Genomic DNA, 16254 nt, shown 5'->3' with positions numbered 1-16254 from the left:
AATTAAACAGTTATTTCTTTATTTGAGAGTGTAGTATTATTTGCAGTGTTCAAAATCGTATTCCATTTTTCTTTGCCCTGGACCGTATCCATTAACAACAAAACTAGATTTGCATTCAGTGCGTCACTTTCTTCTTTGGATAAACCTTCATGTGCCTCGATCAACGCTTTGTACATATCGTCTTTGGCATATGCGGGATTGGCATCCGTGATATTGCTTTTTTCTATGGCCGAGGTGGCCTGTGTAGCTTTACAAATACCCATATTTATGGCTTCATAGTCTAGCGTTCTACCTCGGTTTGCAATATAGTGGTCAGGGCGGATGAGGTACCAACTACCTGGGGTAGCATCATACCGTTTTTTGAAATAACCATTACTATCTACCAAACCTTTGTTGGTATTCCCTTCCGAAATAGAAATTACATTCACAGGAAAATGAGCCGTGATTTTCGAGACATCAACAAGAACATCACCATAAAGCACTAGATTGAAATCATCGCTCAAAGCATCTAACAAATACGAAGTTTCCCCATTATGTTTCAGTGCCACATCGTTCAAAGGATATCCGTTTTGCAGCTTACAGTTCCATTCCTCTTTTTCGCTTGACGTTAGGGTGGAATTTAAATATTTGAATGCATGTGATAAGCGACCACTGTTCACCATTTTTTGAGCGAAAACATGGTCTTTTGCAAGGCTCAATAATTGATTTCTAAACAGTGTGCTGATTTCCGATTTTGGGGAAATAAAATCGGTCGCATTAGAAGAATGGTAGATATTCTCATCGGCAGCCGGACTCCTTTCTTCCTGATAACTATCCAGCAGACTTTTTGGTGCTTTGCCCTGTAGTACATAGGCCAATTTCCAAGCAAGATTGTCGATGTCTTGAATGCTTCCGTTTGCGCCACGAGCTCCGAAAGGAGAAACTTGATGGGCGCTATCTCCTGCAAAAATCACCCTATCGTGAACCATGTTTTTGATGCGCATACATCTGAAATTATAGATACTCGTCCACTCCAGTTCAAATTTGCAATCGTCGCCCAGCATTCTTCGTAGCCTGCCTTTAATCCGTTCAGGGTCTAACTCTTTATCTTTATCAACACCATCTATGCCTAATTGCAAATCAATACGATACACCCCATCGGGCTCTTTATGCAAAAGGGCGGAATACCCTTTGTTGAATGGCGGGTCGAACCAGAACCAACGTTCTGTAGGAAAATCATTTTCCATGGTCACATCGGCAATGAGAAAATTCTCCTCGAAGAGTTCCCCCTCAAAAGGAATATTCATCGTTTCCCTTGTTTTACTGCGCACGCCTCCACAGGCCAAAAGGTATTCTGCCTCGATGTTATAATTTCCAAGTTCGGTTTCTATTTCTAACGTAACCTTATCTTCATCTTGACTTACAAAATGTGCTGCACTTTGCCATCTTAAATCGATTAGCGGTTGGTTGGCGATTTCATCTACGAGATACTCCTCAAAATAATACTGCTGAAGGTTGATGAAGGCGGGAATCTTATGACCGTCTTCAGGCAACAGGTTGAACTTGTATACTTCATCTTCTTGATAAAAAACCTTTCCTAGATTCCAGGTTACCCCTTTAGCCAACATTTTTTCAACAGCTTTTGGTGCAATTCGATTGATAACCTCTAAAGATTTTTTTGAAAAACATAGCGCCCTACTACCAATACTTACCGTATTTTCTTTGCTAAAAACTACACTAGAGATGCCGCGATTTGCCAAATCAAGAGCGGCAGTAAGACCAGCAGGTCCGGCACCGATAATTGCGACCTGATAATTAGTAACGGTATCAGACTCCATATCCGCAACTTTTTTTAAAGGATAGGTAGGATTCTCATATGTTTTTGGCAAAACCCATTTCATAGTGCTACGGTTTTATTATTAATTTACTTCTTAAGAATTCAGTTCGTTCCACATGGCCACATCGCGCTCATCTGTCCAAATTCTTGGATGGTCAATTCCGCTCGCTTCATCGTAAGCCCGAGTTACATTAAAAGGCATACAATGTTCGAAAATTACCCACTCCCCAAAACGCGGTGACATATTTTTCATCAAGGCATCATAGCACTGCTTCAATGTTTCGCCCCTTGTGACGCTAAGCAAAGCTTCCTGATATAGCATGGTTACATATTCAGAAGTCATCAAAATCGCCTCTTGGCATTCTACTTCATTTTTTAAAGCTTCCCCACGACCGGGAACCAAAGCTTTTGGTTTAAAATCGCTCAATTTTTGAAGTGTGGCAGGCCAGTTTTTTAACTGCGCGTCACCACAATAGGGAGTTGCACCATATTCTACCAAGTCACCGGCAAACATCACTTTTTCATCCGGCACCCAAACGATAGAATCCCCTTTGGTATGACCCTCGCCCACATGCATGATTTCAACCTTTTTGTTTCCGAGTTCTATGGTAAGTTTATCCTCAAAAATCATAGTAGGGTGCGTAAGACCAGGAATACTTTCATGCCCTCTGAACAATCTTGGAAAACGCTCGAATTCGCTTTTCCAATCTTGTGCGCCACGTTCTTCAACCATTTCATTGGTCTTTTGAGACATGATGATTTCATCCACACCATATTCGCTTGCCCCAAGTACACGTACCGCATGGTAGTGTGTAAGCACCAAATATTTAATGGGCTTATCGGTTACGCTTCTTATTTTGGCAATAACATCTTTTGCCATACGGGGCGTTGCCTGCGCTTCTATGACCATTACGTAATCATCACCTATGATTACACCGCTATTGGGGTCGCCCTCTGCGGTGTAGCCGTAGCATCCTTTTCCTAGTTCCACAAAAGAGATTTCTTTTTCTCCGAGGTCTGCTTTTGATGCAAATTCTTTTGCCATTGTATTTGTCTTTTAGTTGTATTAAATGTTCATTTCAGGAATTTCTCCTGTGATAATTAAATTTCCTTCCGTAGCAGCTTTGATTTCTTCTACATTTACCCCAGGGGCTCTTTCTAAAAGGTTGAAACCTTTGCTGGTCACCTCGAGTACAGCGAGATTGGTCACTATTTTTTTTACGCAGGCAACTCCGGTCAAGGGCAGCGAACATTGCTTTAATAATTTAGATGCACCGGCACGATTGGTATGCATCATCGCAACGATAATATTGTCCGCACTAGCCACCAAATCCATGGCACCGCCCATTCCTTTTACCATTTTTCCGGGTATTTTCCAGTTGGCGATATCACCATTTTCTGAAACTTCCATCGCACCAAGAATGGTGAGCTGCACATGTTGTCCGCGTATCATTGAAAAGCTGAGGGCCGAGTCAAAAAAAGAAGCCCCGGGCAGGGTGGTTATGGTTTGTTTTCCGGCGTTGATGATATCCGCATCTTCCTCTCCTTCAAAAGGGAAAGGCCCCATGCCCAATACGCCGTTTTCACTTTGAAATTCCACATCAATATCTTCCCGCACATAGTTTGCCACTAGGGTAGGTATACCAATACCAAGATTTACATAGTAGCCGTCTTTTACCTCTTTGGCGATGCGTTTTGCAATACCTTGTTTATCCAATGCCATATTGTGCTTTTTGTCTTACCGTTCGTTGCTCGATTCTCTTTTCGTAGTTTACGCCCTGAAAAATGCGTTGCACGAATATTCCGGGAATATGAATTTGGTTCGGGTCTAAACTTCCTGCGGGTACGAATTCCTCTACTTCGGCAACCGTAATTTTTGCCGCACCGCACATATTCGGATTAAAGTTTCTAGCGGTACCTTTGAAAATCAAGTTTCCGGCAACATCACCTTTCCATGCTTTTACAAAAGAGAAATCAGCTCTAAAGGCATGTTCCAACACATACATTTTACCATTGAATTCACGGGTCTCCTTTCCTTCAGCTACCTCCGTACCGTAACCGGCGGGTGTATAAATAGCCGGAAAACCAGCTTGCGCTGCTCGGCATCTTTCTGCCAAGGTACCTTGTGGAATCAGTTCTACATCTAACTCGCCACTGAGCATTTGTCGTTCAAACTCATCGTTTTCTCCCACATAGGAGGAGACCATTTTTTTGATTTGTTTTTTCTGGAGTAACAATCCCAATCCGAAATCATCTACGCCAGCGTTATTCGAAATGCAGGTCAGGTTATTGAAACCTTGGTGCATCAGTTCTGAAATTGCATTTTCGGGAATACCCGATAGTCCGAAACCTCCAAGCATTAAGGTCATTCCGTTTGATACCCCTTGTAGGGCCTCCCTAGCGTCTGAAACTTTCTTTTGTATCATACTGTTATCAATTCAAGCAAAAAAGGATGCTTAATGCGTTTTCCAAATCATTATTTTCTATGGATGCCACTACATATTTGTGCAGTTCATCCTGCTGTTGTTTTGGGTCTTCGATTGCCAGTATTCCCTGAATTTCATGGGAACTTTGCTGTTTGCTGATTTCATCTTCGGAAGGAAGATGTTCCATATTGCCCAATCGTCCCAGATGATTTCCATTTAAAACAGTACTTGATAAAACATGGGCAGGAAGTTGGTCAACACCAATACCTTTGTTGAAAATCGGTTTGGGAATTTCAAAAAGCGCATCGCCACTTGCACGGCAATACCAACTCTCACCCATACGTGCCACCAAGTCGAGCTTTTGGGTATCCAATTCCCCATTATCTTTCAAATATTTGGTGTGCAAATGAATGCGTTCGATTCGCGATATTATCAAATTACCTGCTCCGCCCTGACTGCCTAATTCAACAATATTATCAATAGTACATTCAAAGGAAACCGGTGCTTCACCAACCCGAGGTGGTTTGATAACCTCGCTGGGTACTTGCGTAAAACCAGCTTTTACAAACTCATTGACACCCGCGTCATATTCCGTGCTCGAAAGTGACATTTGCTCTACGATATCATGGTTTACGATATTGACCACCACTTCAGGGTTGTATTTTGCATTCTCGTAGGTATGCTTGGTGGTATTGTTTCGCCCCCTTCTCGCCGGTGAAAAAATCAAAATCGGTGGATTGGCACTGAAGACATTGAAAAAACTAAACGGACTCAAATTCACCCGACCCCTGGCATCCATAGTGCTTGCCAAGGCTATTGGCCGAGGGGCAACCGCTGAAAGCAGCAACTTGTGCAAATTGGGCACCGCTAGGGTGTTTGGGTCTATACTTTTAATGGTATCCATACTTATCTTTTTGCAGGTAGTATTTTTGTCCGTACTTCACCGAAACCAACTCGAACATCTCCTTTCTCACAGAAGCCTCGCATGATTACGGTATCTAGATCGTTGATGAATTTCCGTTCTTCTCCGCCTTCAAGCTTAACGGGTTTTTGACCTGCCCACGCAAGTTCTAGCATGGAACCATACGAATCTTCGGATTTTCCGCTAATCGTACCTGAACCCATCATATCACCGACATTGAGATTGCAGCCATTCACAGTGTGATGTGCAATTTGTTGTGCCATATTCCAGTACATGTATTTAAAATTTGAGCGGCTGATAACGGTTTCTACTCCGTTATCTGGTTGTAATGCTACTTCCAAAGCGATGTCAAAATTGCGTGCACCTGAAAATCGTAGATAGGGGAGTACCTGTGGTTCTTGCTTCGGACTTTCATAACGAAAAGGTTGTAAGGCTTCCATGGTAACAACCCATGGAGAAATGGAAGAAGCAAAGTTTTTTGCCAAAAACGGCCCCAAAGGCACATACTCCCATTTTTGAATATCCCGGGCCGACCAGTCATTGAAAAGTACTTTTCCGAATATATATTTTTCAGCGTCTACCGTTTGTACTGTTTCACCCAGTTCTGTTTTCTTTCCGATGATATAGGCCATTTCCAGCTCAAAGTCCACACGTTGTGAAGGACCATAAACCGGTTGTGATTCGCCTGCCGGAAGTGTTTGCCCTATCGGTCGTCGAACATCGACACCACTAAGTACTATAGAGGAAGCTCTACCATGATACCCCACAGGAATATGTTTCCAGTTCGGAAGCAAAGCATTTTCAGGATCTCTGAACATTTTGCCAACATTGGTCGCGTGTTCTATGCTCGAATAAAAATCCGTGTAATCACGGATAAAAACGGGCATGTGCATCATAATACTAGACTTATGTGCCGTTAGAAAAGCAGCTTCACCCTTCAAAACCGAAGATTCGTTCGTCAATTCCTTTTGAATGATTTTTCGAACTTTGCTAGTAACGGATTTGCCTAAATCAATGAACGGATTTAGAAACTCGTTGGTGAAAATTCTAATATCTATATTGAGCTCATCGAAAATTCCGGTTTTGGCCGCTATGGACAAATCTAAAATATGGTCTCCTATAGCAATCGCGATGCGTTTTGTACTATTGGAATCACTGAAAATTCCGAAGGGAATATTGTGAATTGAAAAATCGGAGTTTTCGGGAATCGGTATCCAGCAATCTGAATTGGTCATTATTGAATTGAATTAGTGATTTTCTTCTAACCATGATAGATGATATGATTCATCGCCAATGTTTAGTGCTTCTTCTGTTAGTTGTAAAGGTTTAAAGGTGTCGACCATAACGGCTAACTCCTCTGTTTTTGTTTTTCCTATGCTTCGTTCGACCGCTCCCGGATGTGGGCCATGCGGAATACCGGCGGGATGCAATGAAATGTGCCCGGCTTCAACATCATTTCTACTCATGAAATCCCCATCTACATAATACAATACTTCATCGCTATCGATATTACTGTGATTATAAGGAGCGGGAATACTTTCTGGATGGTAGTCATATATACGTGGTACGAAACTGCAAATCACAAAAGCACTCGTTTCAAAAGTCTGATGTACAGGAGGTGGTTGATGAATACGCCCTGTTATGGGTTCAAAATCGTGGATTGAAAATGCATAGGGATAATTAAAACCATCGTAACCCACCACGTCAAAAGGATGGGTAGCATACACCACATCAAAGATGTCTTCTTGCTTTTTTATCTTAATCAGAAATTCTCCTTTCTCATCATGCGTCTCCAATTCCTCGGGCCTTCTTATATCACGCTCACAAAATGGGGAATGCTCCAATAATTGACCAAACCAGTTGCGGTATCTTTTTGGCGTGTATATCGGGTGGTAAGACTCTACTATGAATAGTCGATTGTCTTCTGTATCAAATTCAATCTTGTAAATCATACCACGTGGAATAACTAGATAATCACCATAACTGAATTTAAGATTGCCCAAATGGGTTCTCAGTAATCCGCTTCCTTTATGGATGAATATGACCTCGTCGGCATCGGTATTTTTGTAGAAATATTCTTTCTGTGAAGTTTGGGGAGCAGCTAAAATGATATTACAATCACTATTGGTCAAGACCACCTTTCTGCTTTCCAAATAATCTTTTTGAGGAGCAATCTGAAAGCCTCTTAGTTTATAGGAAGTAATATTATTTTTCTTTGTGATTTTAGGAGCGACACTATATTGTTTTCGAATTTCCCTGACCTGAGTGGGCCTGTGTTCGTGGTATAGATTTGATGACATGCCATCAAAGCCTATGGTTCCGAACAATTGCTCATAGTATAAATCGCCATTTGGCTTTCTGAATATAGTATGTCTCTTGTGCGGAATATTTCCAAGTTTGTGATAAAAAGGCATAATACTAACATTTTGTTGATTCAAACATAAACAATTGTTGATATAAAAACAACAAAATTTTATTAAACCATAATTTTTCTGTTTATTTGTAATGCTCAAAAAAAGTTGCACAACAGGGAAAACCCCATAAAGCCATATAGTATGAAGGTTAGCAATAAGAAGGAAGATTTTTTGCAAGAATCATTAAAACTGATTCACGAAAAGGGTTTTAAAGCAACTACTATGAGGGATATTGCTGAACGAATGAATTTCGATGTGTCTAATAGCTATAACTATATAAAGTCAAAACATGAGATACTTGAAGGTTTTTTATTTGGTACTTCGGCAGAATTCCATTCCGCTATGGATAATGTTTTATCATCAAGTTATTCGCCTGACGAAAAGTTAAAACAAATTATTTCCTCGCATATTACAATAGCCTCGACCAAACCTTTTGAAGTTGCTTTGATGGTTAATGAATGGCGTAATCTAAAAGAACCAAAGTATACAGAGTATATAAAACTTCGTGATAGTTACGAGGAAAAATTGGGTAGTCTGCTTTTAGAAGGAATTGAAATGGGAGTGTTCAAAGCCTTTGATATTACCATAGCGAAGTCCGTTATTTTATCATCTTTAAGATGGTTTTATGATTCGTATGCCACTAATAATCCTAATATAAACCCTATAGAATTGGAAAGACAAATCGTAAGCTTTTTGTTTAAAGGATTTCTTGAGTGATAAGTTTTCTAATGAATTTCCAATTCTTAGTTACTTTCCTTAATCGACTATTTAAAGTGGTCATTAGCTATACTTTACAAGCCTTATAGTATACTGGGATGTAAAGAATCGGCCTCCTACAGAATTTAAATATCCCACCTCACAAGATGGTGAAGCTTATTTTTGAACCAAAAGATAGAAAGTGTTCTCAATTCCCATTAAAAATCTCTGAAAATAAAGCGTCCATTTCAGCTTCCTCATCCGCTCCCGAACCCAAAGATCGATGAATAATTATACCATTTCGGTCTACCAATACCTTGGTGGGTAAAGCACCAACAGCATAAAGCTCGGCTAAATCAGTTTGGTCAACGGTATCATTCTTACCGTTACCTCTCAAAACATGTTTCCACATTCCAATTCCATCTTTTTCAATAGCTTCACGCCATAACTTCTGTCTTTTCTCATCATCGGCAATACCGATTATCTCAAAACCTTTTGATTGGTATTTCTTATATAACTTAATAAGATGAGGATTTCCTTCCCTACAAGGTTTGCACCATGTTGCCCAAAAATCGAGCAATACGTATTTACCCTTAAAATCAGATAACGTCATTTTATCGCCATATATATCTTCCGTGCTGAAGTCTGGTGCTAAAGTTCCTATAGAGCTACTTTTGAACCGCTCTAAACGTTCTTTGATACTCTTACCAAGTTTCGTGTTCTTGAGTTGTTCAGAGAACATTTCAAATTTGCCAAAAATTTGATTATAATCCGGTGAGAGGGCTAATTCATCATCTAGTTTTTCTAGACCAAAGTATGAGGATGTATTATTTTTGACCCATATCAGCTCGTAGTTATCCAAAGAGTCATAATAATCATCCAACTTTGAGTCTACTTCATCCAATTGTGAGTTAAGGGTGGCTATTTGGTCTGCATCTCTATTCTTCAGGACCATAAGACTATCAATACGATCATATAGGCTATCGGCTTGTCTGAAAATATTTAAGTAAGGTGCTTTAAGGCTATCCTTGCCTTTATGGAAGTCGTAGTAATCCTGCTGGGTTTTTGAACCTTGAAGCTCTAATGATGTCACATTTTCAACATCGACCGATAAAATTTGTTCACCCCTCTCTAAATACAAAGTTTCCAATGGATTGCTATTTCCGTTTGGATTGTCGATATACAGAAATCGCTTCTCCACGAGATCATCGATTTTTCCCGTAAACTCGAAATTTCCATCTTTTACCTTAATAATGGCCGTACTATCTTTCTCCGTATTCTTTAAATAAAGGTTTCCATCCTCCATCCCCGAAACTTTGCCAATTAAAGTAAATGCATTTTCTTTCAGGGCCGTGCTCGTGTTCCCTTTCTTTTTGGAATCATCGGCACAACTTGACAAAAGTAGCATGCCAATAAAATAGGATATTGCTTTTTTCATTTTCCTCTTCGTTTTAGTATTTTAAAGGGCAAACTATGTTGAAAAAAGGCTTTTGGTATTGTGTAACCAAAAGCCTTTCTCTTTCTGTTGTTTTATTAATCAGCTTTGGTGATTGTCACCGTTCCTGTTATGGTCTCATCAAAGTCAGAGTCATAGAAGCTGTAGTCAAAAACAATAACACCTGTAGTTTCATCATAAGTACCCGTTCCTTCAATCGTATCTGCATCAATTCCATCAAAACATGCGAACGACTGTGACACAACTTCTACGGTGCCATTGGTCGCACCGTCTGATTCAGGCGTAAAAGCAAAGGTAACCGAAGGACTATCATCACAGAAAATACCTAGTATGTCACCTGCAAATGTCAGTGTGCCACATCCTGTGATACCTGTACCGGAGCCTTCGTTTATAAAACCTCCCAGGTCTTCTTCTGATTCAAGGTTGCCAGCCCAAACCGAAGTGTCAACAGTAGAAGTACAGCTGACGGAATCATCTACATAAGGATCTGTAAAATTCGCCACCTCATCCTGATTGCTAGTACCGTCACCGTCACAGTCTGCAGTGGCCCAAGTAGTATTAGTTTCATCATAGCCTACGTACCCTTGTGACTGTACCGGCAAGCAAGGGTCGTTGGCATCTTCATCATCAGGGTCTAAGACACCATCGCCATCGGTATCCATAGAGTCATTTGTGTCTGGGTTTTCAAGGTTGATGATTACATCAGATTCAAAGGTACCTAGGTCATCGGTAAAGGTCAGGGTCAAATTTATAATGCCACTGGTTACATCATACGTTCCTGTACCGTTTATTTTGGCCATAATATCAGCTGCACAACCATAATCTTGTTCAGTGATCGTTACGGTTCCAGCATCATTACTGGCATCTGGAGTCAATTGCGCTGTAATACTTATTTGAGTATCACAAAGTATCGTATTAGGATCCGTAGGGTCACCTGTAAGAAAATAAAAAGGATCAACACCAGTAACGGAAAGAAGACCACAATCATCTCCCATGGCGCTTATTGTTCTTGCATCTTCACTAGAGGCATCGGTAAAAATATCGCCGCTAAAAGCGGCTGCATTGGCTGTGGTACACACAGCCGCTTCTTCTACTGTAATCGTAACATTGGCTGTTTTGGAAACCTCTCCTTTGGTCACGTTTACCACTAAAACAATATCAGTGTCTCCCAAAGTGCTCAAAAGGTTGGCATCTGCCACAGTAAGGACCCCATCGGTTGTCCCGATGGCCAAAACCCCCTGAGGTGTTTGGGATTGAATGTTGAAATTTACGGAACCGTCATTACTTGAGCCAACAACAGTGCCAACGGTTTCACCTTGGGCCAGGTCACTTTTGATAGTTGCCTGCAGGTCTTCCGCACTAACGATTATTTCTTTTTTCGGTTCATCATCATCTTTGTTGCAAGATGTTGACAATAAAACTGTGAATGCCATAAGGCAGATAATTACTCTTTTCATATTTGCGTTATTTAAAATTAATCTCTTGGGTTTTGTTCTAGTTCCGGATTCTGTTGTATATATCTTGTAGCGATAGGAAATGCCCAATTCAGACTGTTGGCCCTAAGGGTTTCGGTTCGCCCGTTCAGCGTATGGGTGACATCGATATTGTCGTCGTCAAAAAGGTTGTACCTCTTGATGTCAAAAGTGCGCTCAACACTCCCTACCATTTCCCTTCTGCGTTCATCTTTGACAAATTGCAGCAAATCATCATCATTCGAAATGCTAATAGGGTTATATGCTCCTGTTGGGAATCTATTGATGCGCAACGTATTCAAATCGGTATTGGATAGCGTAGTATTACCCAGGCGGGCATGGCATTCGGCTCTTATGAGATATAGATCGGTAGTGTTGATACCCATATAATAATTGCCAGTGTCATCCGCAGCTCCATAATACAACTGGTCGGAATCCAAAGAGCCAAAGAACTCAGTAGCTTGGGTAAACCATTTTAATCGCAGATCATTGGGTTCGTAGAGGTCAAGAAGCTCGTCGGTTGGGAAAATATCTTGGAACCTGACCTGTTTGAACCAAACAAGCTGTTCATCATCTGGAATATTAGGGAAGGATATCAATCCTGGCACGAAACTGCTTTCTCGGTCATCATTCGAGTCCCTAATATTATTTTTCAGGGCAAGGCCCTGATTACAAGCTTCAAGCGCCCCTTCGTACTGCCCTTGAAACAAATATACTTTGGCCAGCAGCCCATAAGCTCCCGCTTTGGATGGCCTAAAGGTCAAATTCGCCTCTTGCACATCGCGCAAATCGTCAATACTCTCCAAGATATCATTCAGTAGATAATCATAGACTTCTTGAACCGATGCCCTGGTCAGGTCAACACCTTCCAATAGGGTACCCTGTCTTATCGGTACTCCCAAATCTTGGTCGGCAGTGGCCGGATTGTAATGCAGGCCATAAATATTGACCAGATTGAAATAGGCAAATGCCCTATGCAATCGTGCCTCTGCTCGAAGTTCGGCTATTTCTTCCGCTGTACCGTCTACCACTGACTCGAGACCTTCTAGAACAACGTTGGCAGCATAGATTTGACTATAATAAAGGCTCCAATCGGCATCGTCTTCCTGTGAATTGAAGACTGTTTCTTCAAAAAGATAGATTCGGGTAATGAAAGCGTCGGTACCGAAAGCGACAAAAATATCATCATCGATAAATTGATTATCTGACATGTACACGGTTTGACCATGATGCCTTCCAAATCCCGTGGACAAAGAAAAATCACGAGAATTCAAGTTTACGTCCACTTGATCCAGCAACGACCTAAAGTCTTCTATCTTACTGGGTATTACGATTCCCCTAGGTTGAAAATCAAGATAATTCTCACGGGTACACCCGTAGCACAGCATAAGGATGACTCCGAGTATAGCACCGAAATATTTTGTCATACTTTTCATGATTAAAATGATGCGGATAGGTTTATACTAAAGGTTGGTCTGATGGGAAACAGCACATTCAACGGGTCAACATTCCACTTATTGAAGTTCCAAACCTTCAGATTCTGGGCTTGAAGACTTAATTGGAAAGATTCCATGGATAGTCGTTCTACCAAGGGCCGTGGAAATTGATATCCAAAAATGATCTCACTCAAGCGAATGTTTGCGGCGTTGTCAACAAATTTATCCGCAAAACGGTAATTTTGATAGCCTGGCAGGCCTATCTGAAAATTGCTGGGCAAGGCGGGTATATCGGTCATATTTTCATCGCCTATATTCTGCCAGCGATTGTTGAAATCTTGAAATGCGTTAAAACCAATATTTGACGGATCGAATGAATTGGTATTTCTAAAAACATGGCCCGCCACATAGGTGGTCAAAATGCGCAGGGAGAGGTTTTTATACCTAAAATCATTGATGAGTGAACCATAATACCGCGGTGTGGTCGTACCCTCGTTAATAAGGGCATTGGTATCGGTGATATCTTCCGATACCCGTGCCAATTCATTGCTCCCATTAATGTACTGTGGTGCTCCGCTTCCATCTAGACCTGCATATCTAAAGCTATATATGGTATTCAAAGGAGTGCCCTCTACTTGTGATAGACCGCGAACAAAACTGAACACGTCTTCTTGCGCCACATCTACCTTGGTTAGCTCATTTTCGTTCAAACTGAAATTGGCCGCAGTGTCCCATCCAAATTGATCACCATTGACTAAAGTGAAATTGAGACTGATATCGACCCCGTTGTTAAAGAGCTCACCGGTATTGAGCAACGTACTGTTGACACCAACCGTCGGATTGAGTTGGCGATCGGCGAGCAAGTCGATACTATTTTTTCTATAATACTCTATACTTCCACTCAAGCCATTTTTAAAAAGACCAAAATCAAGTCCCAAATTCAAAGTTTGGGTCTTCTCTAACCTAAGAAATGGATTGGGTACCGTTGATATGAACGAAAAGATATTCCCGAAAGTGATAAAGTCTATACCCTGTTTGGTCTGTAAAAACGGACTTGTACTTCTATCGACATTGCCATTGGTACCATAGGTAGCCCTTAAACTTAGTTGGTCGATGGTATCACCTTCGTTGAAGAATTCTTGAAAAAGGTTCCATTTAAGACCGACCGAAAAAAGAGGAACGTTCCTGAATTTTTTTGAGGATCCGAAGAGGTTTGTGTCATCTAATCTCGTACTGCCTGAAATCGTGTATTTGTTCAAATAGGAGTAAGAAGCATTGGCATAATAGGATATAAACCTGTTCTCAACAAATAAAAGGTCGGCATTTCTAGGAATCAACGATGGTTGAGAGAATTGTTCCAGTGGTAATGGGAAAAGGGTACTGTAGTCTGGTAAAATATTTAAGAGCGATTGTTCATTAAAACCGTATTTTCTATCGTTGTTGGTTTCACTTATTACTTTTCGTGCCTCATAACCCGCAATTGCCGTGAGCCTATGGTCACCCTCCTTATAATCTTTATCATAGTTTAGTTGTGCCCGAAATGTGTTCGTATTTAGGGTAGCAAAAGACTGGTCTAAAATGCTTCCCTTGGGCACAGGAAAACCGGATACATTTCCTGTATTATCGATTTGTGTAAACTCGTTGACCGTAGACCTTGTTGAGAAAGTAGCTTCATTTTGCAGGTTACGGGCATTCAATTGCCCATATTCGTATTGATAGCTAAGGCCCAAATCCAATCCATCAATAAGCTCATAGGTAAGACCTGTCTGAATCCTGATTTCGGTATTCACACTGGTATTATCCGCATTATCGAACTCTTGTTGCAGATTATAGATCCATGGATAAGCATACCCCCTTTGTTGGGCCAAATCAGAGCTTGCTTGACTAAAACCTAGGGTGGAAGCCGGTATTTGGTTACCATCTGAGTCTAAAATAGCCTCGTTCAATGCATACTGGTCAAAGTAGTTCCCCGGTCCGATACCTGCTGAATTTTCAATCCTGTTCTGTGAAAAATTAACTGAGGCATTGACCCTTAATCTTGAGGATAGGTCAAAGGAATTTGAAAAATTAACGATGAACTGGTCAGATTCATCACCCATAAGTTCGTCGGTATTGCGATTATAGGTCACGGAACCCCTAGCACTATATTTTTCACCTCCGACGGATGCCGCAAGGTTATATTGATTCCATAGCTGTGGCTTTAGAAAAAGGGATGCATATTGCTTACGGCCATCCGTTTTCCGTATGGCCTCGATACGTGAACTCGCATCTTCTTGGGAAATATCGCCGCGTTCTGCTAGACCCAATGCCTCATAAACCCTATTGACCTGACTGAGGCGGCCAGGTTCTAGCGCACCATCAAAAAGCTGGTCGGTATCGAAATACCCACTCGATTCGAATAGGGCTATCTGATAATCGGTCTGGGTCTGCGGGTCGGCATAAGCCGATTTAAAGATATCGGTCTTTAGGGTAAAAGAGGAGTTAACAGATGCCTCAATCGCTAGCTTGTTCTTACGGCTCCCTTTTTTGGTAACGATGACAATTACCCCGTTTGTAGCTCTAATACCCCAAATAGATGCGGCCGCCGCATCTTTGAGTATGGAAATACTTTCGACATCATTGGGGTTGATGGTATTGAAACCACCCCGAATCGGGAAACCATCGACTACCACCAGTGGTTCGGTATTTGCGCGCAAAGACGATGTTCCTCGAATGGTAATGCCCAGGCTATTGTTGTTGTCTCTGCTGTTCACGTTGGGGTCAAAGAGTACACCGCTGACCTCGCCCCTTATTTTTGAAACGATATCTTGATTTATTTTACGCTCCAAGGTTTGTTCCTTTACTCTTTCAAAAGAACCTGTCGCCCTTTCTTTCTCGATTTTTTGGTAGCCTGTAGAAACTAGTTCCACCCCGTCAAGTTTGAAACTGGTCTCGGTCATGACCACATCGTAGATCAGTTCGTTCCCGATGGGAATTTCTATATCCAGAAATCCCAAGTACGAGAAAATCAAAATTTCACCAGAATTTACCGTTACTGCATATTTACCATCTTCGTCCGTAGCTACGCCCTTTTGGGTACCTTTTATCAAAACGGAAACCCCGAACAACGGAATACCGTCAGTATCCACAACACGTCCGGATACGATACGCTGCGGTTCTTCTGGTTCTTTTGTCCGCTCAATGGGCTTTTCATCGATTTTACCGTTTGTTGGATTTTTTTCGGAAATATTGAGAATAATCTGTTTTTCGATAATGGTGTATGTGATATTGGTTCCTTTGAAGATTCGATTTAATAAACGCTCGATTCTTCTACCTTCCATAATGATGGAGATTTTTCTATCAAGATTGACCGTTCTGTCATTATATAAGAATCGATAGCCTGTTTGATTTTGAATGGCGCTGAAAACTTCGTCGATGGTAGCGGACTCCATGTTCAAATCGAACGATTCTTTTTGGGCATATGATTTTGCATGCACTTGCAAAAGGGAAATCAATAAGAGCAGAAACGAAAATTTCATTTTTAAATACAGATAATGGTGTACGGATTTCCCAGTACCTAGCGTATCAGCTATTTTCATATTTTTGTAGTGCAACGTAATTGGTCAGTTATTTGATT

The 16254-nt window shown here is 41.2% G+C and carries 12 protein-coding genes; 1 reads left to right on the top strand and 11 read right to left on the bottom strand.

Going from position 1 to position 16254, the window contains the following annotated elements:
- Positions 1 to 2: 2 nt before the first annotated feature.
- The 7 genes from FEE95_RS14240 to FEE95_RS14210 are packed head-to-tail and all read right to left on the bottom strand — an operon-like array spanning position 3 to position 7578.
- Positions 3 to 1880 (bottom strand): FAD-dependent monooxygenase, encoded by a 1878-nt coding sequence (locus FEE95_RS14240; RefSeq protein ID WP_212748444.1) that lies wholly within the window; start codon positions 1878 to 1880, stop codon positions 3 to 5.
- A gap of 30 nt (positions 1881 to 1910) precedes the next feature.
- Positions 1911 to 2861, bottom strand: a complete 951-nt coding sequence (locus tag FEE95_RS14235; protein ID WP_138658679.1) for an MBL fold metallo-hydrolase — start codon at positions 2859 to 2861, stop codon at positions 1911 to 1913.
- A 21-nt stretch (positions 2862 to 2882) separates the two neighbouring features.
- On the bottom strand, positions 2883 to 3539 hold the full coding sequence (locus tag FEE95_RS14230) for a CoA transferase subunit B (RefSeq protein ID WP_138658678.1): 657 nt from the start codon (positions 3537 to 3539) through the stop codon (positions 2883 to 2885).
- Positions 3526 to 4242 (bottom strand): CoA transferase subunit A, encoded by a 717-nt coding sequence (locus tag FEE95_RS14225; RefSeq protein WP_138658677.1) that lies wholly within the window; start codon positions 4240 to 4242, stop codon positions 3526 to 3528. Before FEE95_RS14225 ends, FEE95_RS14230 begins: the two co-directional genes overlap by 14 nt.
- 7 nt (positions 4243 to 4249) lie before the next feature.
- Positions 4250 to 5146 (bottom strand): flavin reductase family protein, encoded by an 897-nt coding sequence (locus FEE95_RS14220; protein ID WP_138658676.1) that lies wholly within the window; start codon positions 5144 to 5146, stop codon positions 4250 to 4252.
- 2 nt (positions 5147 to 5148) lie between these two features.
- Positions 5149 to 6399: a fumarylacetoacetase gene (gene fahA, locus FEE95_RS14215; RefSeq protein WP_138658675.1), complete on the bottom strand. Its 1251-nt coding sequence runs from the start codon at positions 6397 to 6399 to the stop codon at positions 5149 to 5151.
- A 12-nt stretch (positions 6400 to 6411) separates the two neighbouring features.
- On the bottom strand, positions 6412 to 7578 hold the full coding sequence (locus FEE95_RS14210; protein WP_138658674.1) for a homogentisate 1,2-dioxygenase: 1167 nt from the start codon (positions 7576 to 7578) through the stop codon (positions 6412 to 6414).
- A 141-nt stretch (positions 7579 to 7719) separates the two neighbouring features.
- Here FEE95_RS14210 and FEE95_RS14205 point away from each other — a divergent pair, with 141 nt between their 5' ends.
- Positions 7720 to 8295, top strand: coding sequence for a TetR family transcriptional regulator (locus tag FEE95_RS14205; protein WP_138658673.1), 576 nt, complete (start codon positions 7720 to 7722; stop codon positions 8293 to 8295).
- A 187-nt stretch (positions 8296 to 8482) separates the two neighbouring features.
- Here the strand turns inward: FEE95_RS14205 and FEE95_RS14200 are convergent, their stop codons facing one another.
- The 4 genes from FEE95_RS14200 to FEE95_RS14185 form a co-directional block, all read right to left on the bottom strand.
- Positions 8483 to 9712 (bottom strand): TlpA disulfide reductase family protein, encoded by a 1230-nt coding sequence (locus FEE95_RS14200; protein ID WP_138658672.1) that lies wholly within the window; start codon positions 9710 to 9712, stop codon positions 8483 to 8485.
- Positions 9713 to 9807: 95 nt separating this feature from the next.
- A complete protein-coding gene (locus tag FEE95_RS14195; protein WP_138658671.1) occupies positions 9808 to 11187 on the bottom strand; it encodes a hypothetical protein in 1380 nt (459 codons plus the stop codon).
- A gap of 17 nt (positions 11188 to 11204) precedes the next feature.
- On the bottom strand, positions 11205 to 12629 hold the full coding sequence (locus tag FEE95_RS14190; protein ID WP_171037051.1) for a RagB/SusD family nutrient uptake outer membrane protein: 1425 nt from the start codon (positions 12627 to 12629) through the stop codon (positions 11205 to 11207).
- 11 nt (positions 12630 to 12640) lie between these two features.
- Entirely contained in the window at positions 12641 to 16216 is a 3576-nt protein-coding gene (locus FEE95_RS14185; protein ID WP_138658669.1) for a SusC/RagA family TonB-linked outer membrane protein, read from the bottom strand.
- Between the last annotated feature and the right edge of the window lie 38 nt (positions 16217 to 16254).

Origin of the sequence: Maribacter algarum (ex Zhang et al. 2020) (assembly GCF_005885635.1) — a bacterium.
GTDB classification, from domain to species: Bacteria; Bacteroidota; Bacteroidia; order Flavobacteriales; family Flavobacteriaceae; genus Maribacter_C; species Maribacter_C algarum.
Note: the sequence above shows the minus strand (reverse complement) of the source record. Positions and strands in the feature narration are given on the sequence as shown.

Excerpts from the sequence above, each read along its gene's own strand:
- FEE95_RS14240 (WP_212748444.1), bottom strand. The coding sequence starts at position 1,880 with ATGAAATGGGTTTTGCCAAAAACATATGAGAATCCTACCTATCCTTTA.
- FEE95_RS14235 (WP_138658679.1), bottom strand. The coding sequence starts at position 2,861 with ATGGCAAAAGAATTTGCATCAAAAGCAGACCTCGGAGAAAAAGAAATC.
- FEE95_RS14230 (WP_138658678.1), bottom strand. The coding sequence starts at position 3,539 with ATGGCATTGGATAAACAAGGTATTGCAAAACGCATCGCCAAAGAGGTA.
- FEE95_RS14225 (WP_138658677.1), bottom strand. The coding sequence starts at position 4,242 with ATGATACAAAAGAAAGTTTCAGACGCTAGGGAGGCCCTACAAGGGGTA.
- FEE95_RS14220 (WP_138658676.1), bottom strand. The coding sequence starts at position 5,146 with ATGGATACCATTAAAAGTATAGACCCAAACACCCTAGCGGTGCCCAAT.
- fahA (WP_138658675.1), bottom strand. The coding sequence starts at position 6,399 with ATGACCAATTCAGATTGCTGGATACCGATTCCCGAAAACTCCGATTTT.
- FEE95_RS14210 (WP_138658674.1), bottom strand. The coding sequence starts at position 7,578 with ATGCCTTTTTATCACAAACTTGGAAATATTCCGCACAAGAGACATACT.
- FEE95_RS14205 (WP_138658673.1), top strand. The coding sequence starts at position 7,720 with ATGAAGGTTAGCAATAAGAAGGAAGATTTTTTGCAAGAATCATTAAAA.
- FEE95_RS14200 (WP_138658672.1), bottom strand. The coding sequence starts at position 9,712 with ATGAAAAAAGCAATATCCTATTTTATTGGCATGCTACTTTTGTCAAGT.
- FEE95_RS14195 (WP_138658671.1), bottom strand. The coding sequence starts at position 11,187 with ATGAAAAGAGTAATTATCTGCCTTATGGCATTCACAGTTTTATTGTCA.
- FEE95_RS14190 (WP_171037051.1), bottom strand. The coding sequence starts at position 12,629 with ATGACAAAATATTTCGGTGCTATACTCGGAGTCATCCTTATGCTGTGC.
- FEE95_RS14185 (WP_138658669.1), bottom strand. The coding sequence starts at position 16,216 with ATGAAAATAGCTGATACGCTAGGTACTGGGAAATCCGTACACCATTAT.